The organism is Streptomyces sp. NBC_01669 (assembly GCF_026339735.1).
Classification (GTDB): domain Bacteria; phylum Actinomycetota; class Actinomycetes; order Streptomycetales; family Streptomycetaceae; genus Streptomyces; species Streptomyces yanii.
The window spans coordinates 8497927-8523986 of sequence record NZ_JAPEQG010000001.1; the positions used below are offsets into that span (position 1 = coordinate 8497927).

Genomic DNA, 26060 nt, shown 5'->3' on the forward strand with positions numbered 1-26060 from the left:
GGGGGACGCCGTCCTGCCGGTCGGCGCCTCGACAGCGACGACACTCAGTGGATCCGCATTTTCGACCTCAACCTGCTCAGCACCGCCCCCGAGTCGCTCTGCCCAAGGGTTGTTCCGTCATTCCTGGTGCCGGCAGAGCGGTGAACACTCGGTCCCAGGTGTCATCGATCGCCCAGTTCCGAAGACGACCGTCGGCGCCCTTCCACGAGCCGAACTCCGCAGGCAGAACCATCCACGGAGATCCTGTCCGGTTACTTCCGGGCGATCGCGTCGATCACCTGGCGACCCATCGAGCGTCGGTCAACACACCCGGATCACCGACGGCCCGCCCACAGTCGCAACGCCTCAGAACCACGCCATCGACTTGTCGAGCACTCCTCCCACCGCACCGTAAATGCTGCACCGGACGGAGTGCCGTGCCTTGCGGCGGAGGGCGACCCCCACGAGGAAGGAGAGCGTGAAGAGCCCACCAAGGACTACTGCTACCACCGGGTTGTAGACGAAGTAGACGAAGCACGCGACGCCAACCCAGACCAGGATCGGTAGGAGAGAGCCGCGTAGAACCTTCCAGAACGTGATCCGTACCGTCCCAGGCGGCAGCACACGCGCATTCCACACCTCGATGTGGTTCCTGGTCACGCAGTGCTCAAGGCGCATGGAGTCATCAGATCACCACCAGTTCCTGACTGACGTGGTGATCCGTAAGAAATCGCCTCTGCTCGGTCAGCCTGCGAACCCTGACAGGATGTGCCATCACGCCTCCCCACGCCCGTCGAACGTGTCGTCACATCCAACCGGAGCAGGAATCCCCAGCACCAACCCGGTGATCGCTTCCGGTCACCGCACTAGAGGAGCGTGGTGAGTCCCGGTTCGGTGGACGATTGCGTCGAGCCTTTTGTCTTGCCTACGCCTCGCAGGAAGCCGAGTGAGAAGAGACCCGCTCCGGCCATGACGACGGCCGCGCCGACTGACGCGACGCCCATTCCGTGGGTGAAGGCGTCACGTGCAGCCGCCAATACGGCGTCTGCCATGGCGGCCGGGAGATTGGCTGCCGTCGCGCCGCCCAGGGTTTCGCGTACTGCTTCGGCGTGCGGCATGTCGGATGGCAGGGCGTCGGACATGTCCCGGCTGTAGACCGCGGCTCCGATGGAGCCGAGGACGGCCATGCCCAGGGCTCCACCCAGTTCCTGACCCGACTCGAGTACGGCCGCGGCTGAACCCGCGCGCTGCGGTGGGGCCGCGCCCAGGGCGAGTTCGTTGGCGAGGGTCATGGCGGCGACCAGCCCGCCGGCATAGACGGAGGCGCCGACGAGGGTGAACCAAAGGGCCGAGTCAGTACGTACCTGGGTCAGCCAGAGGAAACCGCAGGCGGAGACGAGGAAGCCGCCGCCCATGACATACGCACGGTCGATCCGCTGTGCGAGCGCCGCCCCGATCGGGGCCATGACGGCCACGCCCGCGGCCGGCACCAGGCTCCACAGCGCGGCTGTGAACGGGCTCAGGCCGAGCACGGACTGCAGATACTGGGTGAGGAAGACGGCCAGCCCACCGTGGCGAACATAGCGAGCAGATTGGCGAGCACAGGGCCGCCGAAGGCGCGCCGGCCCAGGAGGCCGAGGTCGATCATGGGATGAGCGAGGTGCCTCTGGCGACGTACGAATGCGAAGCCGAGCACGAGTCCCACGGTGATGCCGAGAACGGGCAGCGGTTCGTAGCCGTGCCGGGCCCACTCCTTGATGCCGTAGATGACCGGGAGCAAAGCGCCGAGTGAGAGCGCCGCACTCAGCGGGTCGAGGCGGCCTCGGACGGCTGGTGTGGACTCTGGCACCAGGAAGGGCACCAGCGCGAGCAGCAGCACCATGGCAGGCAGGTTGATCAGGAACACCGAGCCCCACCAGTAGTGTTCCAGCAGCAGACCACTGACCACCGGTCCCAGTGAGATCCCGGTGGTCATGACGGCCGTCCAGATGGTCACCGCCTTCCCGCGCTGCTTCTCGTCACGGAAGAGGTTGCGGATCAGGGCGAGGGTCGAGGGCATCAGGGCGGCGCCGCCGAGTCCGAGCAGCGCGCGCACGGCGATGAGCAGGTCGGCGGAGTGCGCGTACGCGGCGGCCACCGAGGCCGCGCCGAAGACCGCGGCTCCCGTGAGGACCAGCGTGCGCCGCCCGATCCGGTCGCCGAGCGCGCCCATCGTGATGAGCAGCCCGGCGAGTACGAAGCCGTACATGTCGAGAATCCACAACTGCTGTGTGGCGCTGGGCTCCAGGTCCTGGCTGATGTAAGGGATCGCGAAGTACAGGATCGAGACGTCCATCGAGACGAGGAGCAGTGGCAGCATCAGGACACCGAGGGCGACCCATTCCTTGCGGCCCGCGCGGGGGCCGGGTGTGTTCTCCATGGTGGTACGGAATCGGGTCATCACGTACGCCGCAAACAGATGCCTAGTGCACTCTGCTGTACCCCCTGTCAAAAGGGCGGGGAGGGCAACCAGTGCACTAGTACGGTGAGGGCATGGCCACCGAACCGCCCTACCTCCGCATCGCCGGGGATCTCCGCCGCCGCATCGCCTCGGGCGAGCTGGCCCCTGGCGACCGAGTCCCCTCCACCCGGCGTATCACGCAGGAATGGAGCGTCGCGATGGCGACCGCGACAAAGGCGCTCACCACGCTGAACCAGGAGGGACTGGTGCGGGCCGTGCCTGGTGTCGGCACGGTAGTTGCGGAGACAGGGCGAGAGCGCAACGCGCCCCCCGGTCAGCGTCTCACCCGCGAGCGCATCATCCGTGCCGCGATCGCGCTCGTCGACGCGGAGGGTCTCGCCGCGCTCTCCATGAGGCGAGTCGCAACCGAGTTCGGTACCTCCACCATGGCGCTCTACCGCCATGTCCCGAACAAGGGAGAGCTCATACGGCTGATGTCGGAAGCGGTGTTCAGCGGGGGACCGTCCGGCCCACCACCGGCGGGTTGGCGTCCGCGGCTGGAGCGGGAGGCGCGGTGGTTGTGGGGTCAGTACGAGCAACATCCCTGGCTGGCGAGAGCCGTGGCCGCCCTCACTCGGCCGATGGCTTCGCCCCATGCGATGCAGTACACCGAGCGGGCCCTGAGCGCCTTGAGCGGGCTCGGCCTTACCCCGGATCAGATGATCCATGTCCACCTCACGCTTCTCGGATACGCCCAAGGCGTCGCGATGGCCGTTGAGCTGGAATCCCAGGCGCGGCAGGACACCGGAATGACAGCCGAGGAATGGATGACATCCAATGAGCCACGGATGGAAGCAATCCAGACGACCCAGTCTTATCCGATCCTGTCCACGCTCTTCGACCAGGACGGGTTCGAACTCGACCTCGGCACCCTCTTCGAATTCGGGCTCGCGCGGATGCTGGACGGACTCGAGTCACTCCTCGATCGGCTTCCGAGGGAGCCTTCGCGGTGGAGCCTCTGACGTGTCGGTGCCACTGCCTGTTGGGCCGCGACGCCTGGCAGGGCAAGGTTTGCTGCGACGACGTGTCCGGTAGGTGACACGCATCAAGAACCGGATGCGCGGGCTTCTCGCACCCGGATCCACCCCTCCATGGAGCGGGTCCTGGGGCCCCGTCTTGACCATCCGGCCGTTCCGGCCCTGCTCGAACGCTGCGGCTCCCCGGTCAGCCATGTGAGGAAGGCAGGACGGCGAGGACTGGTCACCCTGCTGCGGCCCAAGGCCCCGCTCATGGCTGGACGTGTCGTCGAAGACATACTCGCCGCCCTCGACGAACAGAGGGTCGTCGTCCCTGGCGCCGACGCTGCCGCGCTGACCCGGCATCGGGGTCAGGACCGCAGCCCGGATCCTCATCGACGTCGGCGACGGCACCGCCTTCGCAACCGTCTGACGTCCGGCGGCCTACGCCGCCCCTGCGCCTGCCACGCACAGATCCGGCTCGTGCATCCGCGGCAAGTACCCCTCCCGACGCGGGAGCAAGCAACTCTAAGGAGCCTTCTACCTTGCCGCCTTCGCCTCACGGGCCTACTACGCGCCACCGTGAGTGGAACCAGTGCGAGCCCCACCAGCAGGCTGTCCGTCGGAACAAGGCCCGATCCGTGCTTTGAGCAGGTCCGGCCCTGGCCTCTTCCGTCGCCCTCTGCCGCGGCAGATCGGACACTGACTGGCACTCAGAGCGCTGAGCCACAAGGCAAGTGACAGCCATTCAGATAGAGATCGACGTGACTATTTTTCAAATAGACGCGGCTCTATGCATAAATGGCGCAAATTCACCCTATCGGCCGTCGGCATCACACTTTAGATGCGCCCGACATGACAGATAAAAGCACCATTAAGTACGTTTGTCACGCATCGGCTACAGCCGATGTCTCTGAGACAGGAGAAGTGATATGACCACGCGTACTGTCGTCGTGACCGCTGCCGCTGTAGGCGCCGCGGCCCTGGCGGCAACTGGTATCAACTACGCCACGGCCGCGGATACCCCCGCAGCCGCGCCCGTTGTCCAGCAACAGGGCGCCGCTCCCGGCGTGCCTTCGCAGGACGGCGGCGGCGCCGGGGAGAAGGGTAAGAGCAACGGAGGTGGCGGCTTCGGCGGCAACGGCAACGGCAACGGCAACGGCAACGGTGGCGGCTACGGCGGCAACGGTGGCGGCGGCGGTGGCGGCGGCTACGGCGGCAACGGCAACGGTGGCGGCTACGGCGGCAACGGTGGCGGCGGCGGTGGTGGCGGCTACGGTGGCGGCGGTGGTGGTGGCGGCTACGGTGGTGGCGGCGGTGGTGGTGGCGGCTACGGCGGTGGCGGTGGCGGCGGCTACGGCGGCGGGGAGAAGGGTAACGGCGGCCGCGACAACGACTTCGACAAGGGAAGGATTTTCTTCAACGAGCGGTCCTACTCCGCCCACTCCGACGGCTGCATCACCGTGGTGAGCGGTCTGGGCTCCAGGACTCTCAACGTCCGCAACGACAGCCGCCGGACCGTTGAGGTCTTCCGCGGCGCAACCTGTGACAACGGCTCTCCTGTTGCCACGGTCGGCCCCTGGAGCACCAGCAACGGTGTCACGCCGCGCTTCGTCCACGGCGGCGTGTGGGTCAAGAACGGTGTCGTGGGCAGCTTCCGAGTGATCAGGGACTTCCGCAACGACAAGTGGTAACAGCAACGCCCGCACAGAATGGAAACCCTGGCCCGCCGGAATCGGGCCAGGGTTTCCGGCATTCGATTCGCGGTGCTCATCGGGTCGGCGTCGCGGAAGCCGGAGGGCGCGCGGCCGCGCACGGGGTGGACGACCGGTATGCAGGCTTCGAGGTTACCTTGGCTCGGGTGAGCTTCTGGCCGGGGCGATCTCGAGGAGGCCAAGCAGTGTCTCGCGGTGGAGGTCTGCGATCGGGCTGACAAGGTCCGGGTGGCGCAACAGCGGCGCCGCGCGGTGATCGCGAGCGCTGGGAATGGTCAGCCGACGCGCATCGCCCACACTGCCCGCGCCGTGGTGGGTTGCGGCCAGGCAGGCCGCTGCCACGGTCGCGAGATCGGCGTCGGCCAGCAGGCAGGCCGCCCAGCTGACAACGGTTTCGTCCACCCAGGTGCGCCAGGCGTATTCGGCGCCATCCAGCGGGTGGGTATCGGTGCCGGTGGCAGCGTCCAGCCGTTCGGAGCCACCCGGGCCGAGCAAGTTCAGCAGTTCGGCGTCCAGCTCGGTGGGGTAACGGAGGGCGGCGGCGATCGTGGCCGCCTGCCATGCCTGGGCTTCGGCCAGGGCATCGTTCAGCGGGCCAGGTGCCGGTGGGAATGCCGACAGCAGCCAGCGAGCGGCGGCAGCTATGACTGGCGAGAGATCACTGGGCATGGTGAACCGTCCTTCACACGTGCCCGCCATGGTTGTGTTGCCTGTGCGTGATCCGGTCGCGAGCGCTCGCGCGCCCGGGGCGCGCGTGGCAGGTAAGCGTAGGGCGGCCGCCTGAGTGGCAACAGGACGTACGTCACAGCCGGGGCGCCCGTCCTCGCCCACGGCTGCGCAGGCCGCGGCCGATGCCGAAATCACGGGAGCGGTCCATGAGCCCGGCGCCGGGAGTCAGCAGCTTGTCGGCGAGTGGCTTGTCCGGCGAGCGCCTTGGCCTTGCGGATCTTGTTGCCTCTTTGGATCGGGACAGCATCCCCACCGATCGGGCCGCGAACACACTCCGCAACGGCGACAACGGCAAGTGCATCACCCAGGTCTACGACGCCGCGGACTACCGGGACTGCTCGGATTCGACCGTCTGGTGGACCGTGCAGAGCAGGTCGGACGGCAGCTTCCAACTCGTCAACCAGCAGACCGGCCAGTGTCTGTACTCCAAGGGGCTCGGCCAGGCTGTCTTCGTGGGCGACTGTGCCCAGAGCACCGGCCGACTGTGGCGTACGGGTTCAGGCGGCGGCCTCCGGAGCGACTACGGCGGCTGCCTCGACCTCGGGACGAGCAGCGGCCTGGTGACGCAGACGTGCCCCGGGGAGGCTTCGCAGCGCTGGACGAGTCAGGCCTGAGGGCTGTCCCGTAATCCCTGGCGGGCGCGCGACGACAGCTACGGCACCTCGCTGCGTTGTCGGAGCCCGAATACGCGCAGTATGAGGACCCTCCTCCGCCTTGCGATGCACCGCATCCGACGCCGCGCGCTGTTCCGCCTGGGATCACGGGACAGCCCTTAGAGGAGCGAATGGCCGGCGGAACGGCTCAAGCGGCACTGAGTGCGGCGCCGGGCCCGCCCAGAAGGCACTTGGGCTGCCGTCTCACGGCCGCGGCCAGGGCCTACCGTCCAAGCGCTCGATGTCGGTGTTGAAGCGCTTGAGGTAGTCGGCGAAGGCGGCGATGTCCTCGTCGGACCAGTCGGTCATGATCTGGTCCAGGGTGTGGATGGTGCCCTCGCGCTCCTCGTCGAGACGCCGCTCGCCTTCCGTGGTGATACGGAATTTGCGTGCCATGCCGCCGTCCGGGTCCGGGATGCGCTCGACGAGCCCGGCGCGCATGGCGGCCGCGGTCTGCCGGTTCAGGGTGGACGCGTCGAGGCCGAAGGCGTCACCGAGCTGGCCGATGGACATCGGGCCCTGCACCCGGATGCGGCTGAGCAGGATGTACGCGCTGCGCTCCAGGGTGCTGCCCTGGCGCCGCCCCTTCGACTTGTGCAGGTGAAGGTAGCGGCTCTGCAGCATCTGCTCGTACTCCACCTGGCGCGTGGCCCTGCTCATCGGATCTCCTCGACGGCCCTGTGCATGCCGGACGGTGCATGCGATATCACAATGATCCTGCCTCATGCATGATGCATTCAACATGGTCGATACATGAGATATGTATGATGCATATTCCATCCCAGCCTCGAATGTCGAAGTAGAGGAGTCCTTCATGGACGGCCCCGGGCCCACCCCCCGATCGGGCGGCGTCGTCGCCACGCTCGCGCTGGCCGGTACCGTCGCCGCGGTCATGCAGACCCTGGTGACACCGCTGATCGCGGATCTGCCGAAGATCCTGCACACCACGTCCTCCAATGCCACGTGGGTGATCACCGTCACGCTGCTGTCGGCCGCGGTCTGCGTCCCGGTCGCCGGCCGCCTCGGCGACCTGTTGGGTAAGCGCAAGATGCTGCTCGCCTCCTGTGTGCCGCTGCTCGTGGGCTCGGTGGTGTGCGCCCTGACCTCGTCCGTCGGGATGATGATCGTCGGGCGCGGGCTGCAGGGCATGGGCATGGGCGTGGTGCCGCTCGGCATCAGCCTGCTGCGTGACCTGCTGCCGCCCGAGAAGCTCAGCTCCTCCATCGCTCTGGTCAGCGCCTCCATGGGCATCGGCGGCGGCCTCGGCCTTCCGATCGCCGCCGCGGTCGCCGAGTACGCGAGCTGGCGGGCACTGTTCTGGGGTTCGGCCGTCCTCGCCGCGCTGATCGGCGCGATGATCTGGTCCTTCATTCCCGACGTACCGGCCGCGGCGAAGGGGCAGCGCTTCGACCTGGCCGGTGCGCTCGGCCTCGGCGTGGGCCTGGTCTGTCTGCTGCTCGCGATCTCCAAGGGTGCGGACTGGGGCTGGGGTTCGGTCAGCACGCTCGGCCTTTTCGTCGCCGCGGTCGTGGTCCTGCTGGTCTGGGGTTTCTGGGAGCTGCGCACCCGTGACCCGTTGATCGATCTGCGCACTACCGCCCGCCCCCGGGTGCTGCTCACCAACGCCGCCTCGGTCCTGATCGGCGTCGGCATGTACGCGCAGATGCTGATCGTGCCGCAGCTGCTGCAGTTCCCGAAGGCGACCGGCTACGGCCTCGGCCAGTCGATGCTGGCGATGGGCCTGTGGATGGCACCCGCCGGCCTCGTCATGATGGTCGTCTCGCCGTTCGGCGGGAAGCTGACCAACGCGCGCGGCCCGAAGTTCACCCTCGTCTCCGGTTCCCTCGTCATCGCGGCCGGCTATGCCCTGTCGATGGCGCTGATGGGCTCGACCTGGGGCCTGCTGATCGTCACCGTCGTGATCAGCGGTGGCGTCGGTCTCGCCTACGGCGCGATGCCCGCCCTGATCATGAGTGCGGTCCCGGTGTCCGAGACGGCCGCCGCAAACGGCTTCAACACGCTGATGCGCTCGCTCGGCACCTCGATCGGCGCCGCGGTGATCGGTGTCGTCCTCTCGCAGATGACGGTCACCATGGGCGGCTTCACCTTCGCCTCCGAGGACGGCTTCCGCACCGGCCTGCTGATCGGCGGCGGCGTCGCGCTCCTGGCAGCCGCGGTGGCCGCGACCATCCCGGGCGTTACCCGCTCCGCGGCTGCACAGGACGGTGAGGCGGAGAACGCCGTTACCGCCGAGCCCGCTGCCAAGGCCTGACGCAGGCGCAGTAGCGTTGTTGTCCGCTCCGGGACGTCGGTGCCCCGGAGCGGACGCGTGCCCACCACCGTTCAGGGCACGGCGTCGAACTATCCGTCCGGCAGCCCCGGATGCGGCCGCGCGTCGAACGTGTTGAACGCCGTCACGAGCAATCCGTGCGCTCCCACCGTGAACACCAGGTCCATGAGCTGTGTTCGTCGCGTGCCCTCCGCGACTCGACCGTTGCCGTTGCCGAATCCGCCGTCGCCCCGCCGCGCCTGATCGTCGAGCGCACGGCGCCACAGACGCAGTCGGCGCCGTCCGGTCGCCCTGGAACCCGATGGGGTGCGCGAACGTACCCGCTTCTTCGCGGGTCCGGATACGGCAGGCCGTGCCGGAAGTCGTTCGTCGGGAGTCGGAGTAGCGCCATCAGGGCCCGTTCTGTGCCGCTGGGCGACTCGGTGGATGTCGTGAGCGGTGACGATCCCGTCGAGTCGGCCGCTGTCCGTGACCAGGATGGGCAGTCCGCCGCCTGAGCCGAGGCGGTCCAGGACCTCGGTGAGGAGTTCGTCCGGTGTTGCGAGCGTGCACTGCGACAGCGGGGTCGCCACTTCCCGTATGCGCAGCGTCTCCCGCTGCTGGGACGGCAGAGCACTGAGTCGGCGCAGTCGTATGACACCGCTGGGACGGCCTTCGAAGTCCACCAGTGGGAGGACCGTATGACCCGACTGTGGGGCCACGTCGGACAGGAAGCGGTCCACCGTCAGCCAGTCCGCACCGGTGGCGGCCGGACTGGTCATCGCCTCCCTCACGCGTATGCCCCGCAGGGCCGTGCGGAGCTCGGCCCACCGTCGTTCGGCCGCGGCGGTGAGCGCCACGAACCAGCCGATGACCATCAGCCACAACCCACCCGGCACCCCCCGCACAAAAGCCAGCCATCCGACCACGGCGAGGCCCGTGCCGATGACCTGTCCGCTGCGCCCGGCCACCCGCCAGGCCCGGTCCTCGTCACCCGTACACCACCACAGCGCGGCCTGCAGGACTCGGCCCCCGTCCAAGGGCGCGGCAGGCAGCAGATTGAAGACGCCCAGCAGCAGGTTCGTGCCGCCCAGCCAAGCCAGCACAACAGCTGGTATCCGCCAGCCCCCTGCCCCCACCCCGGCCGCGACCCCCAGCGCGGCCCCACCGAGCACCAGGCTGGTCAGCGGCCCGCTCACGGCGACCGCGAGCGCCGCCCGTGGCGTCTCAGGCCGCTGCATCCGGGTCATTCCGCCCAGCGCCCACAACGTAATGTCCCGCACGGGGATCGCGGACCTGCGGGCCGTGAGCGCGTGCGCCACCTCATGCGCCACCAGACTCACCAGCAACAGCAGAGCACCGATAACTCCAGCCACCGCGTACACCACCGGCGCCAGGCCCGGCGCGTACGCAGGCAGTGTGCGGCTGCCCAGACCGTACGCGAAGAGCAGCATGATCAGCGGCACACTCCAATGCGCACGCAGCTCCAGCCCCCGCACACTCCCGATCCGGATCGAACCCTTCATCGCGATCACCTGCAGACGGAACACGAGGCACGGCCGCCGACCGGAGTCCGTCCCCTTACATGGTCCGTCAGCCGCCCCGGCGACCGGAACCCCCAGCATCAGTGCGAGGTCGGCCGTCCCGCCGTCATCGTCAGCGAACGAGCCGGTTTGCGGCACTTCGAGGGCGGAGGCAGGGTGGGAAGAAGGCCCCGCTCACCTCACCTCTGCCGACCTCTCGGAAGGACTGGGATTCTGATGACCAAGGGCACGGCGAAGGCGAAACAGGTCAAGGGCAAGATGAAGGAGACCCTTGGCAAGGCAATCGGCGATAAATCCATGCAGAGGCATGGCCGGGGCGAGCAGCTGCGCGGGAAGGCGCAGGAGCTCACCCACAAGACAGCCGACCGGTTCCGGAAGCGGACCGGGCACTGATCTCGACCACTCATCAGCGAAGTAGAAGCAGCGTTCTGCCGCTGCGTCATTCCTGCCCGGGCCCGGCGCCGGGTTCGCTCACTCTGCGGCAATACATCCGGGGACCCTGACCCCTCCGCCCCGGCCCGCGGGGTCGGCGTGGCGCGCGGGCGCCGACTGCTGTCCAGCGGGGCATGAGGCGGCTGGGCGGGGCGTTGGGCATGGGTGGGCCGGGACAGGGCACGGCGGGTGCCAGGGTCCACACTCCCCGGCACCCACCGCGGTTCAGCCCGGTTGGTCCGGGCTACCGTTCCCGGCGACTCATGCGGTGCCGCGCTGCAGGTAGGCGCGGTCCACCGTCTGCCGGACGGTGTTACCGGCCGCGTCCTTCGCCGTCACGCGCAGCGTCACGTACGCGTCGCCGTGGACCTGAGTCGGCTGCTCCACGGTGGCGGTGAAGCCGCTGCCCTTGCGGGCTGTGGTGGCAGGGGTCCAGGTGCGCCCGTCGTCGTAGGACGTCTCGACCTTCAGCGTCACGCCGCGCGGCGCCGCCATGCCGTCCTGCATCCGGACGTTCAGGCCGAGAGTGTGCCTGCGCTGCGGGCCCACCGCGTTCCGGACGTCGACCGGCACGGTGTAGTCGACCTGAAGCATCGGCAGCAGGGCGGTGTGGGCTGCGGTGTCGGAGCGGAACGTCCACGACGTTCGCGTGCTGGTGCCGAAGCGCCAGTCGTCCGAGGTACGGGCGGTCGTCAGGTCCATCCGGTATTCGGCGTTGCCCGCGGGCACCTCGAAGTTGCCCCACGCGCCCTGGTCGGACTCGGCGATTCGCTTCCCGTTCCGGTACAGCACCGCCGTGGCCGTGTCGCTCACCGCGGCCGCCGTGACGCCGGTGCCGACGCCGCCACCGAAGGAGTCGGCCTCCGCGAACGACCAGTGGCCGGTGCCGGAGTCGTTGAACTCCGGCACGTACACCGACAGGGTGTCGCCGTTGCGCACCGACGGCAGGTGCCCACCACGCGGGATCGACGGGCGGACCACCGCTCCGTACCAACGCTCCGTGGCGTGCTGGCCCGGCCGGTAGGTCCGCGGGTCGTCGTGCATGCCGGCCGCCAGCGGGAAGTCGGGGACGTCGATGACGTTGTGGTGCACGACGTGCTTCCACAGCGTGTCACCGCCGGTCACGTACTCGATGCGTTCCTGTCCCGCCGGAACGTAGCGCGTGTACTGGTTCCACGCGGTGTCCTGGTACGGCCGCCATCCGAAACGCTGCTCGCTCGCCCAGGACGAGGCGCCGGTGCGGGTGTACGTGCTGCGGACCACCGCGCTCTCGCGCTCGGAGACGGTGTACACCAGCCGCTTGGGGACGGAGCCCTTGGCCACCTGCATCACGTCGTACAGGTACGGGCTGCGGACCGTGCCGGAGAACTCCACCGTCGTGGTCCGCTCGCCGGCGCGCTTGAGCACCGCGGTGCCTTCCGCCGTGCCGGCGCGCATGGTGGGCAGAGCCATCCGGTCACCGGTCGGGGTCCACCGCGTCCAGGGGTAGAAGCCGTCCTCCACGACCAGCATCAGTGCCTTGGCCCCGGCGTCCGCCGCGGCCTGTGCGAGCGCCCGGTCGTCGGAGAAGTCCCAGCGGACGACGGCCAGCTTGCCGCGTACGTTGGCGGCGCGAAGCTCGGCGCTCGTGCCCTTGCCGGCGTCCACGGCGGTCAGCCGTGCTCCCTTGTCACTGAAGGCCGGGGAGGCGTTCACGTAATACGGGCTGAAGCTCAGCGAGGTACCGGCGACCTTCGCCCGCAGCTGCGGGGCCACCATCTGCCAGCGCGAGGAGAACTCGAAGTCGCCGTCGGTGACCTTGGCGGTGGGGCTGACGTAGATCCGCTTGGCGATGTCGAAGAACATCACGCCCTGGATCAGGCCGTTGCCGTCGATCTTCCGGTACGTCTGGTAGCTGAGCACACCGCGCTGCTCGGCAGGGCGGGGCGTGCGGATCTGCACCGGGGTGGTGTCGGCGGCGTTGAGCGTCACTGACATGTCCCTGGTGACCTTCACCTCGGGGTTGACCACCTCGCGCAACTCCTGGCCGTCGGCCGCCCTGTCCAGCGTGCCGAAGCTGAGCTGGTAGGTGCCCTCCTCCACTTCGGCGACGGCCGGCTCCATGCTCGTGTAGTTCACGAAGCCGTCGGCGCCCCAGATCACCGGAGCGGCGCCCGCGATGACCTTGCCGTCGCGGTCGCGGGCGACCACGGTGAGCTTGTGCACCGGGGCGTGCACGTTCAGGGCCACAGTGGTGTGGGCGAGCACGGTGCCATCGGCAGATGTGGCGGTGACGTAGCCGTAGTACTTGCCGCGGACGGCGTTCGCCCCGTCGGTGTGCAGCGGTGTTTCGGCCGTGGCGCCGGGGGCCAGCTGCACGGTGCGGGAGCCGAGGGTGACCGCGCCGTCGGCGAGGGCGCGCCCGGTGTCGGTGGCCAGGGTGGCGGCCAGGGAGAGCGTCACCGGCTTGTCGCCGGTGTTGGTGTAGCGGACGGTGGCCGTCTGGCCCCCCGCGCCGCCGGCCTGAAGGGGCGTGAGGGTGACGCTGCCGGTGGCCGTCACAGGGCCTATGGCCGTGGCCAGGTCGATGCGGCCGCCGCCCTGCTCGGTCACCTTGGTGCCGGGCGCCGTGTGGGAGGTGCTGATCAGGGCGTCCTTGAGCTGCTGGGAGCCCCAGTCGGGGTGCTGCTGGGCCAGCAGCGCGGCGGCACCGGCGACATGCGGGGTCGCCATCGAAGTGCCCGACGCGGAGGTGTAGTTGGCATCGACCGGGTCGCCCATGGTGGTGCCGGACGCGCGGGCGGCGACGATGCCGACCCCGGGTGCGGTCACGTCGGGCTTGACCGCCTTGTCCCCCTGCCGCGGGCCGCGGCTGGAGAAGGGGGCGAGGGAGTCGTCGCGGTCGACGGCCCCGACGGTCAGCGCGGCGTCGGCCGCTCCCGGAGAACCGACGGTGGAGGGGCCCGGGCCCGCGTTGCCCGCGGCGACCACGAAGAGCGTGTCGGTGGACGCGGTCAAGGTGTTGACGGCCTGGCTCATCGGGTCGGTGCCATCGGTATCGGCGTCCGAACCGAGGCTCATGTTGACGACCTTGGCGTGCTCGGCGGCAGCCCACTCCATGCCGTCGATGACGGAAGACTCCGAGCCGTAACCGTCGTCGCCCAGTACCTTGCCGATCAGCAGGTCGGCGTGGGGCGCGACACCGCGCCGGGTGCCCGACGACGCGGCGCCCGTGCCGCCGACGATCGAGGCGACGTGCGTGCCGTGGCCGAAGTGATCGTCCGTGCTCGGGCTGCCGGAGAAGTCTTTCGCCTCCGCAATGCGACCGGCCAGGTCGGGGTGGCCCGCGTCGACACCGGTGTCCAGCACGGCCACCTTCACGCCCTGGCCCTCGTAGCCGGCCTTCCAAGCGGTGGGTGCGTTGATCTGCGCGGTGCTGCGGTCCAGCACGGCCTTCACCCTGCCGTCCAACGAGACCCGCGGAGCGACCGCGGCACGGGCGGCGTCCGACTTTCCGCCGGGGTTCAGCGTCTTCCAGAAGCGGCCCAGGTCGTCGTCGGCGACCCGCAGCGACCGCGCGTCGAGGCTCTCCAGCTTACGGGCGGGCGTTGCGGCCGCCTTGAACGCCACCAGCCGGTCAGCAGTGGCCGCGGCGGCCTTCGCCGCCTGCGAGCTGACCCTGGCCCCGATCCGTGACGGCTCCGAGGAGACGATCAGCGGAAGCATGGAGGCGTGGGCCTCGTCGTAGCCATCGGCGATCAGGGCCGTCACGTTGAACAGCCGACGGTCCAGTGTGCCGGCGGACACCAACGCCTCGGCGTCGAACGGCAGCACGGTCAGCGCCTTGTCGTCCCCCTCCAGCGTCCTGAAGGGGATGTGCTCGCGCCCGGGTCCGGGCTGCACCGACGCGGTGCGCCGTCCGCCGGGCAACCATGTCACGGTCACCCGGTCACCGGTCACCAGCCGTACGGTCGCGGAGCGAGCTCCCGGCACGGCGGCGGCTCGAGTGGTGGTCCCGGTGACAGCCGTCCGCGTCGTGGCGGCGGCCGGCAGGCCTCCGGTAACCAGCATCAATCCTGTCGATACAGCCGCCGTCAAGCGGATCCATCTCATCAGCGAAAGACCTTTCGTACAGCTGGGGGTCACAACCTGTCCGAAAGAATCGGCTGATGAAGCCGGACGTGTCACTGACCTCACGTGTCGCACCTGCGACATGTCCCAACAGCGACACGTCACGCCGGCCGTCCGCCGGATGTTCGCCGTCGGCCCAACGGCCCACGGCCCACGGCCAGGGACAGTTCTCGACGGGTCGTCCCAGGGCGATCGTCTCGGGCACGGCGACGGGCATGACCGGCGCCGGCTGCGGTAGCCAACGGTGCTCGAACTCGGCCTGCTCGATGGCCTCCTCGACGGGGTCAGACAGCCCGGCCGTAGCCGTCGGCTCACGGGGGAGTGCTCGTGGAAGCGCCGGATGTGCTCGGTCAGGTACGGCGAAAGATGAGGGGCGGACGCGTCCGCCCCTCGAACGGTTGCGTCAGCAAGGGTGCACCTGTGATCTCTGGGGTGCTGCTGAGCAGATCTTCGACGGCTGTTCCGACGACAGCTTCCGCCGGCCCTCGCCCGCGTCGCGGCGCAGTACCCGGACACGGACGTCGTGTACGAGATCGCTCCTTGAGGGGCACCGCCTGGCGGGCGCGACCTGACGATACGAATGCCGCCTGAACGACGGCCCGTCAGCTGAGCTGCCTCGGCAGCCCCCGGGGAGACCTGTACGGTCGAGACCGACCACGTTGCCGTCGTAGGAGATCACTGCATGCCTGCCACGTTCTCCTCGACCGCGGCCCGTGACCACGGAATGTTGGATGTCGGCGACGGAAACCTTGTGTACTGGGAGGAGCGCGGGAACCCGGACGGCAAGCCGGCGCTCATCGTGCACGGTGGCCCAGGCAGCGGGAGTCCGTCCGGAACCCCCAAGGCATTCGATCCGGAGCGCTACCGGATCATCCTGTTCGATCAGCGGGGCTGCGGACGCAGCACTCCGCATGCGAGCGATCCCGCCACAGACATGGGTCTCAACACCACAGAGCACCTGCTGTGCGACATGGAGCAGTTGCGCGCGTACCTGGGCGTTGAACGGTGGTTGGTCTTCGGCGGGTCGTGGGGGTCGGCGCTGTCGGTCGCCTACGCGGAACGTCATCCGGAACGAGTGTCGGAGATGGTGCTGCCGGCGTTCTGGACGATGGGCCGGTCGGAGGTCGACTGGCTGTACCGCGGCGGGGTCGCGCGACTCTTCCCCGAGCAGTGGGAGCGGTTCAGGGACGGCGTGCCCGAGGGTGAGCGCGGCGATGACCTGGTCTCCGCCTATGGGAAGCTCCTGGACCACCCTGACCCGGGCGTGCGGGCGCAGGCGGCCCTCGGCTGGTCCGCCTGGGAGGACGCTGTTCTCTCCCTGGAGCCCAACGGCAAGCCGACTCCTTACAGCAACCGAGCGTCGGACGCGCTGGTGGCGTTCGCGCGGATATGTGCCCATTACGCCGCCCATGACGGCTGGTTGGAGCACGGCGCGCTGCTGCGCGGCGCCGGGCGCCTGGCCGGGATCCCCGGCGTGATCATGCATGGCCGGCACGATCTGAGCTGTCCGCTTGTTACCGCCTGGGAATTCACCCGGGCCTGGCCGGCATCGGAACTGCTGGTCTTCGACGACGCCGGACACCAGGGCAGCGCTGCAATGAACGAGCAGGTGCGCCGCGTGCTGGAGAGATTTGCCGGGCGGTGACGGCAGAGCGCGCAGTCGAGCGGTGTCGGTGCTGGTCGCCCCACGGCAGAGGGCGATGCCGAGATCGCACGGCCGTGTCTGACGTCGGCAACTTCCGTCCCGAAGCCGGATGAACAACACGGGAGCCCGTGGGTGTTCTGCAGGGTTCTCGACAACGCAGGAGCGTGCATGTGGAAGGACGCTCCCCGTCGGGTGGCGCCTCGACGGGGTCGGCCGAGCGGCCGTCGAGGGGGGGAGCAGGGTCGGGCGGTACGTGTCGGCCGGGCGTCGGGTGCAGGAGCTGGTCGTCCCGAAGGGCGGCGGCCGCACCGACGGCTTCACCCCGTGAGCGGATGCATCTCCAGCCCTTGCCGCGCCGAGGCCGTCGTTCCCGTGCCCGTCCCGGCCTCCGTAGGCCCACGGAGAGACAGAACCGCTCGACGACGTCCCCTCTGCGTCTCCTTCCCGACGGCGGAACCCGCACGGGAATGATTCAAGCTTCAACTAAGTTTCCACGGTCAGGCGACGGGCTCATCGACTCCCCGCGTCTTGGAATACCTCAGGCGCCAGGCGTCTGAACCGCTGAACGAATGCTCGCGCAGTGAACGGAGAACGTGATGGCCGGTATACAGGGAGTGAGCTGGAGCGAGCGGCGGCAATATGCGAGCCGCCTCTTCGAATCCCAGCGTTACCGCGCGGCCTCCCGGGTTCTCACGGACCTGGTTGCCGCCGCGCCCCGCAACCTCGACCTGCGGATGCTTCTCGCCCATTCGTACTACTACACGGCGCAGCTCTCCCTGGCCGAGGCGGAGCTGCGTCACGTCCTGCGTGACGAGCCCGCCCACGCCTCTGCCCACCTCGCTCTCGCCCGCGTCCTGGAGCGCCGGCACCGCTGCTCCGAGGCGGCTCCGCACATGAGGATTGCGGACACGATGACCGCACGCGATCTTCTTGCCCTCAGGTACCCCCACAGTGCATCCCCCCGACTGGCTGCTTGAGGCCGCTCCCGGCCGTCGGCCGCCGGCTGTGCGCCGCCCGGGGGTGGCAGGCCGGTTATGCGCCGCTCAAGGCGCGTGGAAGCACCCCGGTCGGTTGTCTCCTCGAGTGGCCGTGGCCTGGCTGCGGGCCATCGTGGACAACGGCAGCGGGCTGCGCCTGGGGCCCATCGCGAGGTGGCCCGGCCGACGGGGTGGATCTGCAGTCGAGGGCACCCGGGGCCGGGAGCAGATCCTGGCCGGTCACGCACTGCGTGAAGGGACCTGGCACGCGAAGCGGGAACCGTCGCCGCCCTTTCGTGTGGCGGTCATGCTGCGGGGCTCCAGCAGGATCGCCTCCGGCGAGAAGATCGCATCGGGCGCGGAGGCACCTCCATGCGTGGACGGGGCCAACGATGCGATGTTTCCGCGTAGTCAGGCGTGGGGCCGGTGGCCCAGCGCCCGGACGATCTGCCCCGCGTTTTTGTAGCGCTCGTCCCCGGGCAGTTCACGCACCGCATCGACCAGAGTGTCCGGAGCATGCTCCTTCGACAAGGTCTGCACGAGTGACGAACGATTGCCCGGGAAGGCCGTGCGATTGAGGTGGCGCGCCAGATCGGACCTCAGGGCTTCGGCCGCCTTCTCGGCACGCATCCGGTCCCTTTCCTCGCCGGGCGGGGGCACGGGGCCGCCCGCGTCCACTCGCACGTCGTCGTCGGCTGCCGGCTCGGGATCGTAGGTCTCCTCGGCATGGGTGGAGTGGCCGGACCTCAGGTAGCCCTGCAGTTCGTGCTTCCTCGCATCGTCCTTGTACGGGCTGACCTGGTTGCTTCCTCGCTCCATGGTGGAACACCTTCTCTGTGTGCGGTGATGCTGCCGGACGGTCAGCCGACGGACAGGGCTTCGAGCAGGTCCCCAGCGGCCGGATCGGGCAGCGCCCGGGCGGGCCGGGCCTGTGGTTCACGAGCGGCCGGTGGCCGCTTCCTCAACCATCGAGGTGTCGACACACCAGCCGACGCGCCTCACCGACCGCCTCTTCCGGACGGTCCACGACGTGCTCCTGCACGCTGCTCCGGTCCTGCGTGTACTGCTGACGGGCAGTCGAGGCCAGCGGCTTCGGATCGAGGTCGTCGTGCCGTTCTTCGTGGGCGGCAGATCGCGCTCTGCCGCCCCCTTGCGCAGGCTCGGCGCCTCGTCGTCTGAGGGCTGGGATGGCTTCGGCTTCCTGGTCATGTCCTGACCTCGCTGTCCAGACTTCGTGCTCAGGCGGCTCTCTGCACACCTTTCGAGGGTAGTCGAAATCACCCATCTGCGCGTATGAGGGCACTCGGGGTACTTTGCGCCCCTTCCCCGTCGGCTGCCGCCGGGTTGAGCCGCTGCCGCCCCTGGTCGGGAAGGGCCGCCTTCGTGGATTGGCCCGCCACCGGCGTTGTGGCTCTGAGATCACCGGCGGCTCTCGGCCGCTCCGGTTGCTGCCCATGAGGAACCCCACCCAGAAGGGGAACACGGCCCGACAGCCGAGAGGGCCTCCTGGTCCGCAAAGGGTCCACAGGCCCCCGCCCATGGACGGTGGACACGAACCGACCCCGTCGTGGACGTCAGGTCGTAGGATGGTCGTCCATGGGAGACGCTCCGCACGAGGTCAACGCATGGCGCCAGGGGCGCAACCCGCAGCGCCGGAAAGTCGGGGTGCTCGGCTGGGCCTTGCTGGTCCTGCTCGTAGTCGCGCTGTTCACTCTGGTGCCGCGCTGACTCATGACCCCGCGACGAGGCCGGCCCAGCACACCGAGGCCCACCTCACCTGAGGCACGATCATATGGGGCGTTTCGCTCCGGCGCCCTGTGAACAACAGTTCCCCGGGCATTCACGATGCCCTCATGTCTGGGCTTCGTACGGGCTGGAACCGCGGCTTAGCGTCACAGGGACCAGTTCGTCCGATGTACATGAGGTTCATATGTCCCTCCGGCACGCAGTCGCCGCGCTGGCCGTCGTACCCGCGCTCGTGGTACCCGCGACGGCCCACGCGGCCACGAATGACAATGGCCACGTCCCGCCCCAGCAGACCCACTTCGACCTCCAGGCTCACCGCGGCGGCATCGGCATGACCACCGAGGAGTCCCTGGAGGGCTTCGCCAAGGCCCTGCGCCTCGGAGTGACCACCTTGGAGTTGGACACCCAGATCACCAAGGACCAGAAGGTCGTCGTCAACCATGACCGGCAGGTCAGCGCCCAGAAGTGCAAGGACACCGGGCCGGTGACGCCGGGCGACCCGATGTACCCGTACGTCGGGAAGTACATCAAGGACCTGACGCTGGCCCAGATCAAGACCATGGACTGTGGCTACCAGCAGCTGCCCGGCTTCCCCGAGCAGGAGCAGATCAAGGGCTTCCGGATGGTGGAGCTCAAGGACGTCCTCAACCTCGTCAAGAGTTACAACGCCAAGCAGGTCAAGCTCAACATCGAGACCAAGGTCGAGGCGGGCGCGCCGGAGCAGACTGCGCCGCGCGAGCTGTTCGTCCGCCGCGTCCACGAGGAGATCCACCGCTCGGGGATCGAGCGGCAGGTCACCATCCAGTCCTTCGACTGGGGCGCGCTGAAGGAGATGCACAAGATCGCGCCGTCCTATCCGCTGGTGGCGCTGACCAACTACGACTTCCTTCAGGTCGGCAAGCCCGGAGCCTCCCCGTGGCTGGGCGGCATCGACGCCGACGACTACGACGGCGACTTCGTCAAGGCCGCTTCCGCTGTCCCTGGTGTCACCGCGCTCTCCCCCAATTACGGCTTCCCGCAGAACGGCACCGTCGCGGACCCGAACTTCCGCTTCTACCCCGACGAGAAGATGATCTCCGAGGCCCACGCCCGCGGCCTGAAGGTCATCCCGTGGACCTGTGACGACAAGGCCACGGTCGAGGCGCTGATGGACATGGGCGTCGACGGCATCATCACCAACTACCCCAACCACGTACGGGAGATCATGGCCGAGCGCGGCATGCGCCTGCCCAAGGCCTACCCCGCGCCACACGATCACTGACGAGTGCCGGCACGCCACAGGCGCATACGTCCCCGGAGCAGCGTTTGCTCCGGGGGCGTACGCCGTTATGGGGGCGCGCGCCGTTACAGGGAGGTGGCGCCACTGCTCAGCACAGGGGGGTCACCACGTTCTGCGCCGGGACCGCGCCCCGACAAGCCAAGTTTGCGGCAGGTGCGTCCCAGTTCGGCCTGGTCTCGCCCTCACGATTAGGTCCCCCACAGACGGCCGAGCCGGGGAAGCAGGGCATTCGACGGTCCTCGACCTTTGGCCATGGCACCCGTCAGGGCGGCCAAGAGGAAGATGCCCCTCGGCCTCAGGCTTCAGGAAACCGACTGGTCCCACGGCGCCCTCCTGAGTCCCGCCCGGTCACCGCTCGGTTCATCGTTCAGGTGTCAGGGCCCTGTGCGTACCGGGCCTCAGGAGCCGGGCCGCCAGCCCAGGGCCGGCCCGAGAACGGTGGAGATGTCGGTGAGGATCTGGACGTAGTCGTCGTGGTCGAAGGTGAACGGCAGAGCGAACGCGACCTCGTCGACCTCCCGGAAGGCGGCGTCCGCGTAGAGCCTTTCGGCGATCTCGGCGGAGGGCCCGACGAGATCGGGCGCGAACATCATGCGCGCCGGTCCCTGCGGCTGGGCGGTACGCGGCAGTCGCGTGCGGGCGTACTCCTCGTACTTCGCGCGCTGCTCCGGCGAGGCGGAATCGGTCGGAATGACGACGAGCCCCTGCGAGACCCGGGCGAGGTCGCCGTCGGGGTGATGGGCGCGGAACGTCCGGATGTGCGAGAGCTGGATCTCGCCGAAGTCCTCGGACTTCTCCGCCTTCACGACGCTGCTGGTGAGGAAGTTCATGCCGTGCGCACCCGCCCACTCGGCCGACCGCAGGCTGGCGCCGCCGTACCACATACGGCTGCCCAGGCCGGCGGACTGAGGCTGGACGCGGTCGGAGAACACCTCGAAGCCCTCGACGCCGCTGAAGTCGGTCGCGGGTACGCCGCGCACGAAGTCCAGCAGCCGCCGGACCCGCTCGTAGCTGAAGTCCTCGGCATCGGCGGTGTCGGGGTAGAGCGCCTCCCGCACCTTGGCGAAGTGCATCGGCGGACCCACGCTGACCCCCGGATTGAGGCGGCCCCCGGACAGGATGTCGACCGTCGCCAGATCCTCGGCCAGACGCAGGGGGTTCTCCCAGCCCAGCGGAATGACCGCGGTGCCCAGCTGGATACGACTGGTGCGCTGGGAGGCCGCTGCCAGCAGGGCGACGGGGGAGGAGATGCCGTACTGCAGATGCCGGTGCCGCACCCACGCACTGTCGAAGCCCAGCCGCTCACCCAGCTCGATGATCTCCAGCGTCGACTCGTGCCCGCGACGGGGCTCAGCGGCGTCGAACAATCCGATGGTCAGGAACCCCAACTTCCGCAACGGTTCAGAGATCGGCGGCACAGGGTCCCTCCATCGTCCACGGCAGGCGCGAATCACCCACGGGTACGACAACGTCGGTGCGGGAACGGGCATTCCGAGTCGGGCGGCGTCTTGGCCTTTCCCGTGCGAACTCGGGGCGACCGGCCCGGTAGCCGCGCATGTACGTGGCCGCGCCCGACGGTCGGGTACCCGGTCCTTTCGGTTGCCGCTGCGGTGCGCTCGGCGATCACTTCTCCCAGGGCATCTTCAGCCGGTCCAGCAGCGGCGCCGCCCAGGACGGGAAGGCCGCGGGGTGGGACAGCGCGGGGCGTGGGAGGTGGCGGGCGAGCTGGGCGGGACGCCACCGGCCGCCCAGATGCCGGCCGGAACGGGGAGGACAGTCGTGCCACCGGTGGCAGCCTCTGGCGTGATCACCCCTTGGTAGTAGTCGAGTTCGGTGCCTTCGGCGCGACGCGGGTCCAAGTCGTCGCAGACCGCGACGATGCCCAGTGGCTCCTGGTCCGACAACTTCTCCAGGCGCTCCAGGGTCTGCGGTTCGATCCCGCGGACGAAGTCGATGCCCGCCAGGTTCGACCCCGCGTGCACCAGTGGCACTCGGGCCTTGAGGCCGGCGACGGTGAAGGCCGGCGCCTCGTCTCAGGCGCTGGACTTCACAGCGAAATCGACGTCTGCGGTGTTGACCGTGCCCGCGGTCCGGCCGGGAGCCGTGTGGTATTTCCAGTACAGGTTCGTGTGGGCGATGACCTTGTCGGGTGTCGGCGCTCCGTACTGCGACAAGTCCTCCGTGGTGTGGGCGTCGCCGACCAGTGTCGCGTCGTAGCCGCGGGTGATCGCGCCGTGGAGCGTCGAGCGGATGCACTCGTCGGTCTGCGCGCCGGCGACGAAGAGCCGGCTGATGCCGCGCGCGGCGAGTACCGACTCCAAGTCGGTCTCTTCGAAGGAGTCGGCGTACGCCTTCTGCACCAGGGGCTCGGAATCGCGCCGCACGAGTTCGGGCACGTACTGCCAGCTCTTGCTGTCCCGGGGCAGCTCGTCGCTGTTGTGCTGCACCCAGACAACGTCGATGCCGGCGTCGCGCGCTTTGTCGACCAGGGTGCCGATGTTGGCAACGATGCCGTCCCGGGCGTACGCCTCGCCCACGACGCCGTTCTGCACGTCTATGACGAGCAGGGCGGTGTTCGGCCGGTTGACGAGCGTGCTCACGGTGCCTCCCGGCACATGGGGATCGGGGTCTCGACGATGCTATGCCAGTTCGGACGTGTAGCGGGGGCGTTGCCGAACTTGAGTGGCAAACGGCAACTCGCCGGCGCCCGAGCCCGCAGGCAGTTGCGCGACCGCTCGGTGGAGAGTTTGGGTGGCACCCTGGGTGAGTGCGACGGCGCAGGGAGTCAGAGCGTCAGAAGAGCGTGCCGCGCCTTCGGAGTGGGCCGGACCCTTCGCAGCCATTTCCGTCGGACAAGCTGATCTGCGGTTCTTCACATGGGCGTCGTGGGCGCTGCGTTTGTCACGGGCGGACCGCGAAGGGATGCGGTATCCCTGAAGTGTGGATTCCCGGAGCAGTCACTTGTCACTGCACCGGCACGGACCGTACTCGAAGGCACTGCTGGCTGTGCCGGTCGGCCTGGTCGGCCTGGTGACCGTCGTCGACGTCCTGGTACCGCCTGAGGTCCACCTCGGTCCGTTCCTCGTCGCGGCGCCGGCCGTGACGGCCTCCTTCGCCGGTCTCCGCATGACTGCTTTCGTCGGTGCGGTTGCCGTACTTGCACAGGCGCTGGTAGCTGTCATGCGCACCAGCTTCAACGACCTCAATCACACCTACCAGATCATCGCGCTCTTCCTGATCTCGGCGTTCGCCGCCTTCCTCGCCGGCCTGAGGGAGCGAAACGATCAGCGGCTCAATCAGTTGCGCTCGGTCGCTGAGGCGGCCCAGCACGTGGTGATGCGCCCCCTGCCCGTACGGAGCGGTCCCTTGCACATTGCCTCGGTCTACCTGGCTGCAGAGGACGAGGCGCAGCTGGGCGGCGACCTGTATGCGCAGGCACGCGCCGGCGACGGAACCCGGATGATCGTCGGAGATGTGCGAGGCAAGGGCCTCGATGCCATCGGCGAGGCTGCCGATGTGCTTGGTGCTTTTCGTGCACTGGCCCACAAGGACACCGAGCTGTCCGAACTGGTGGCTCTCCTGGACACGGGTGTCGCAGCCAATACGGCTGACGCACACCAGGAGCGAGCAGAGACTGCTGACGGGTCGGAGACGTTTGTCACCGCAGTGGTGATCGAAATCCCTGACGCATCTCGCGAGATCCACCTGATCAGTTGCGGACATCCGCCGCCTCTTCTGCTGCGTGGCGACCTGGTGATTCCGCTGGAGGCACGAGAGCCTTCGCCGCCTCTGGGACTGGGTAATCTGCTGGCCGCGACCTCCATGACCGACACGTTCACCTTCGATGTCGGTGACGTCCTGCTCCTGTACACCGATGGTGTCATCGAAGCCCGTGACCCTTCAGGAGTTTTCTACTCCTTGCCGCAAGCGGTCTCCGCCTGCCTCTCCAAGAATCCGGATTCCCTGCTGGCGCACCTGAAGGTCGATCTTCAGCGTCATGCAGGTGGTCACCTGAGCGACGATGCGGCCATGGTCGCCATCGAACGCCTGGACGTGACGGCCGCGCCCGAGGTCGTGAGGCGCCGCCCTGACGACAGACAGCGACCGGATCAGGTATCTCCTGGGTGGACGGACTTCGATCGCTGAGCCTTTTCCGACCGAGGTTTTTCGTAGGCGAGTGGAATCGCTGCACAACATGACGAAGCTCCTGGTGGACGGGTTCCCGGCCGAGATCACCCATATCTGTCGGCAGCTTCGTGTGCCGAGTGTGGGCCGAGCTCCAGCGCGTCCGCTCCACCCTCGCCCAGGTCGCCCATGACCCCGGGGCCGCCCTCGCCCACAGGGGCCGTCACTGCGGCAGGCGCCCGCTAAGCGGGGTGACCGATGTCTTCGGTGGCGGGGGTTTTCGGGCGGCGTACGGCGAGGGCCGAGATGTCGTCGTTGAGGTTTCCATTGCTGTACCGGAGGAGATCCCCGTGAAGCCGGTCGATCAACTCGCGGGGCGTGTCCGGGCTTTGCCGCCGCATCCAGTCAGGCAGCGGGAAGAACTCGCCGGTACGGTCCCGGGTCTCCGTGACGCCGTCGGTGTAGAGCAGCAGTTGGTCGCCCGGGGCGAAGGCGACGGTTTCGATGGTGTAGTCGTCTCCGAGAAGCGCCGCGAGGTTGAGGGGCGGCGAGGGGGTGGAGGGGTCCAGGACGCGGATCTCCCCGTGGTGCATGAGCAGCGGCGGGGGGTGCCCGCAGTTGAGGAGCCTGACGTGGCCGGCGCCGTGCGGGATCTCGGCGAGCAGGGCGGTGGCGAAGCGCTCCGGCAGGTCCTGGGAGGGGTGCGCGGCACTGTGGCGGGCAGTGCTGGTCTCCAGGCGGTGGATGATGCCTCTCAGGTCGGGCTCGTCGTATGCGGCCTCCCTGAAGCAGTTGACCACCGCCGAGGCTGCCCCTACCGCGGACAGGCCCTTGCCGCGTACGTCGCCGATGAGCAGCCGGACCCCGTACCGTGTGTCGGCCGCCTCGTAGAAGTCGCCGCCGATCCTGGCCTGCGCCTGGGCCGCCAGATAGAGCGACTCGATCTCGACTCCCCCGATGCTGTGTGGCAGGGGGCGCAGCAACACCTTCTGCGCTGTGTCGGCGACGATGCGGATGTGGAAGAGCGCCTCCTCCCGCTGGATTCTGATGTGGCTTGAGTATGCGGCCGCCGCGGTGACCGCGACGATCGCAGCCCCTGTGTACGCCGTCCCCAGGTCGGCGTAGATGAGGCTGAGACCGATCATGATCACTAGGCAGAACGCTCCCAGCAGGGCAGTGGGGAGCACGGGCCAGATGGACGCGGCGAGGGCGGGGGCGGCGGGCAGGAGGCGGCTGAAGGCGACCTCTCTCGGTGTGGCGAACGCCAGGCCGGCGATGAAGGCAGTCAGGATCACTGGTGACAGCAGCGCAGATTCCCACGGGCCGCGGTAGCGAGGAGGTCGGCGTCGCAGCCGTTGGGGCGTGATCACAAAACGCAGCATATCCGGGCAAACTGTCACC

At 68.7% G+C, this 26060-nt stretch carries 21 protein-coding genes and 4 pseudogenes; 12 read left to right on the forward strand and 13 right to left on the reverse strand.

The features are described from left to right. Positions 1-76 precede the first annotated feature (76 nt). The 3 genes and pseudogenes from OG972_RS49665 to OG972_RS37995 all read right to left on the reverse strand — a co-directional run. A pseudogene (locus OG972_RS49665) lies at positions 77-238 on the reverse strand (IS5/IS1182 family transposase); the annotation flags it as partial. A gap of 107 nt (positions 239-345) precedes the next feature. Next, a complete protein-coding gene (locus OG972_RS37990) occupies positions 346-657 on the reverse strand; it encodes a hypothetical protein (protein WP_266989310.1) in 312 nt (103 codons plus the stop codon). Positions 658-845: 188 nt separating this feature from the next. After that, a pseudogene (locus OG972_RS37995) lies at positions 846-2398 on the reverse strand (MFS transporter). Between the two features lie 113 nt (positions 2399-2511). Between OG972_RS37995 and OG972_RS38000 the strand changes: the two are divergent. From OG972_RS38000 to OG972_RS38010, 3 genes and pseudogenes are all read left to right on the forward strand, one after another. Further along, the gene (locus tag OG972_RS38000) at positions 2512-3441 is read left to right on the forward strand and encodes a TetR/AcrR family transcriptional regulator C-terminal domain-containing protein (protein ID WP_266989312.1); all 930 of its coding nucleotides are present in this window, start codon (positions 2512-2514) and stop codon (positions 3439-3441) included. A gap of 76 nt (positions 3442-3517) precedes the next feature. After that, positions 3518-3964, forward strand: a pseudogene (locus OG972_RS38005) (transposase); the annotation flags it as partial. A gap of 403 nt (positions 3965-4367) precedes the next feature. Beyond that, positions 4368-5129 carry a hypothetical protein gene (locus OG972_RS38010; RefSeq protein ID WP_266989314.1) on the forward strand — a complete coding sequence of 254 codons (762 nt, stop codon included), beginning with the start codon at positions 4368-4370 and terminating at the stop codon, positions 5127-5129. 153 nt (positions 5130-5282) lie between these two features. Here the strand turns inward: OG972_RS38010 and OG972_RS38015 are convergent, their stop codons facing one another. After that, the gene (locus OG972_RS38015) at positions 5283-5819 is read right to left on the reverse strand and encodes a hypothetical protein (RefSeq protein WP_266989316.1); all 537 of its coding nucleotides are present in this window, start codon (positions 5817-5819) and stop codon (positions 5283-5285) included. A gap of 290 nt (positions 5820-6109) precedes the next feature. On the opposite strand from OG972_RS38015, the gene OG972_RS38020 reads away from it, so the two are divergent. Continuing rightward, positions 6110-6493 (forward strand): hypothetical protein, encoded by a 384-nt coding sequence (locus OG972_RS38020; RefSeq protein ID WP_266989318.1) that lies wholly within the window; start codon positions 6110-6112, stop codon positions 6491-6493. A 243-nt stretch (positions 6494-6736) separates the two neighbouring features. Here OG972_RS38020 and OG972_RS38025 read toward each other — a convergent pair whose 3' ends face one another. Further along, positions 6737-7192 carry a MarR family winged helix-turn-helix transcriptional regulator gene (locus tag OG972_RS38025; protein WP_266989320.1) on the reverse strand — a complete coding sequence of 152 codons (456 nt, stop codon included), beginning with the start codon at positions 7190-7192 and terminating at the stop codon, positions 6737-6739. A gap of 154 nt (positions 7193-7346) precedes the next feature. Here OG972_RS38025 and OG972_RS38030 point away from each other — a divergent pair, with 154 nt between their 5' ends. Continuing rightward, entirely contained in the window at positions 7347-8804 is a 1458-nt protein-coding gene (locus OG972_RS38030; RefSeq protein WP_266989322.1) for an MFS transporter, read from the forward strand. Between the two features lie 89 nt (positions 8805-8893). On the opposite strand, the gene OG972_RS38035 is transcribed toward OG972_RS38030, so the two are convergent. Further along, entirely contained in the window at positions 8894-10327 is a 1434-nt protein-coding gene (locus OG972_RS38035; protein WP_323135926.1) for a site-2 protease family protein, read from the reverse strand. A 234-nt stretch (positions 10328-10561) separates the two neighbouring features. Between OG972_RS38035 and OG972_RS38040 the strand changes: the two genes are divergently transcribed. Then, positions 10562-10738, forward strand: a complete 177-nt coding sequence (locus OG972_RS38040) for a CsbD family protein (RefSeq protein ID WP_266989324.1) — start codon at positions 10562-10564, stop codon at positions 10736-10738. A 300-nt stretch (positions 10739-11038) separates the two neighbouring features. Here OG972_RS38040 and OG972_RS38045 read toward each other — a convergent pair whose 3' ends face one another. Continuing rightward, positions 11039-14659 (reverse strand): S8 family serine peptidase, encoded by a 3621-nt coding sequence (locus tag OG972_RS38045; protein ID WP_323135963.1) that lies wholly within the window; start codon positions 14657-14659, stop codon positions 11039-11041. A 46-nt stretch (positions 14660-14705) separates the two neighbouring features. Further along, complete coding sequence (locus OG972_RS49350; protein WP_323135964.1) at positions 14706-15179, reverse strand: phosphotransferase; 474 nt, start codon at positions 15177-15179, stop codon at positions 14706-14708. A 390-nt stretch (positions 15180-15569) separates the two neighbouring features. Between OG972_RS49350 and pip the strand changes: the two genes are divergently transcribed. Together pip and OG972_RS38055 are read left to right on the forward strand one after the other, a co-directional pair. Continuing rightward, entirely contained in the window at positions 15570-16532 is a 963-nt protein-coding gene (gene pip / locus OG972_RS38050; RefSeq protein WP_266989328.1) for a prolyl aminopeptidase, read from the forward strand. A 596-nt stretch (positions 16533-17128) separates the two neighbouring features. Next, positions 17129-17509, forward strand: coding sequence for a tetratricopeptide repeat protein (locus OG972_RS38055; RefSeq protein ID WP_266989330.1), 381 nt, complete (start codon positions 17129-17131; stop codon positions 17507-17509). Positions 17510-17920: 411 nt separating this feature from the next. On the opposite strand, the gene OG972_RS38060 is transcribed toward OG972_RS38055, so the two are convergent. After that, complete coding sequence (locus OG972_RS38060; RefSeq protein WP_266989332.1) at positions 17921-18328, reverse strand: DUF2795 domain-containing protein; 408 nt, start codon at positions 18326-18328, stop codon at positions 17921-17923. Positions 18329-18458: 130 nt separating this feature from the next. Between OG972_RS38060 and OG972_RS38065 the strand changes: the two genes are divergently transcribed. The 3 genes from OG972_RS38065 (at position 18459) to OG972_RS38075 (ending at position 20516) form a co-directional block, all read left to right on the forward strand. Continuing rightward, positions 18459-18725, forward strand: a complete 267-nt coding sequence (locus OG972_RS38065; protein WP_266989334.1) for a hypothetical protein — start codon at positions 18459-18461, stop codon at positions 18723-18725. A 380-nt stretch (positions 18726-19105) separates the two neighbouring features. Further along, positions 19106-19237, forward strand: coding sequence for a hypothetical protein (locus OG972_RS38070; RefSeq protein WP_266989336.1), 132 nt, complete (start codon positions 19106-19108; stop codon positions 19235-19237). Between the two features lie 202 nt (positions 19238-19439). Continuing rightward, positions 19440-20516 carry a glycerophosphodiester phosphodiesterase family protein gene (locus OG972_RS38075; RefSeq protein WP_266989338.1) on the forward strand — a complete coding sequence of 359 codons (1077 nt, stop codon included), beginning with the start codon at positions 19440-19442 and terminating at the stop codon, positions 20514-20516. Positions 20517-20932: 416 nt separating this feature from the next. Here OG972_RS38075 and OG972_RS38080 read toward each other — a convergent pair whose 3' ends face one another. The 3 genes and pseudogenes from OG972_RS38080 to OG972_RS38090 all read right to left on the reverse strand — a co-directional run bounded on the left by OG972_RS38080 (position 20933) and on the right by OG972_RS38090 (position 23134). Beyond that, positions 20933-21952: an LLM class flavin-dependent oxidoreductase gene (locus OG972_RS38080; RefSeq protein ID WP_266989340.1), complete on the reverse strand. Its 1020-nt coding sequence runs from the start codon at positions 21950-21952 to the stop codon at positions 20933-20935. 327 nt (positions 21953-22279) lie between these two features. Further along, positions 22280-22564: pseudogene (locus tag OG972_RS38085) on the reverse strand (GyrI-like domain-containing protein); the annotation flags it as partial. A gap of 3 nt (positions 22565-22567) precedes the next feature. After that, positions 22568-23134, reverse strand: coding sequence for an isochorismatase family protein (locus tag OG972_RS38090; RefSeq protein WP_266989342.1), 567 nt, complete (start codon positions 23132-23134; stop codon positions 22568-22570). Between the two features lie 361 nt (positions 23135-23495). Between OG972_RS38090 and OG972_RS38095 the strand changes: the two genes are divergently transcribed. Next, positions 23496-24680: a PP2C family protein-serine/threonine phosphatase gene (locus tag OG972_RS38095; protein ID WP_266989344.1), complete on the forward strand. Its 1185-nt coding sequence runs from the start codon at positions 23496-23498 to the stop codon at positions 24678-24680. A 221-nt stretch (positions 24681-24901) separates the two neighbouring features. Here the strand turns inward: OG972_RS38095 and OG972_RS38100 are convergent, their stop codons facing one another. Next, positions 24902-25954 carry a PP2C family protein-serine/threonine phosphatase gene (locus OG972_RS38100; protein ID WP_266989346.1) on the reverse strand — a complete coding sequence of 351 codons (1053 nt, stop codon included), beginning with the start codon at positions 25952-25954 and terminating at the stop codon, positions 24902-24904. Positions 25955-26060 lie beyond the last annotated feature (106 nt).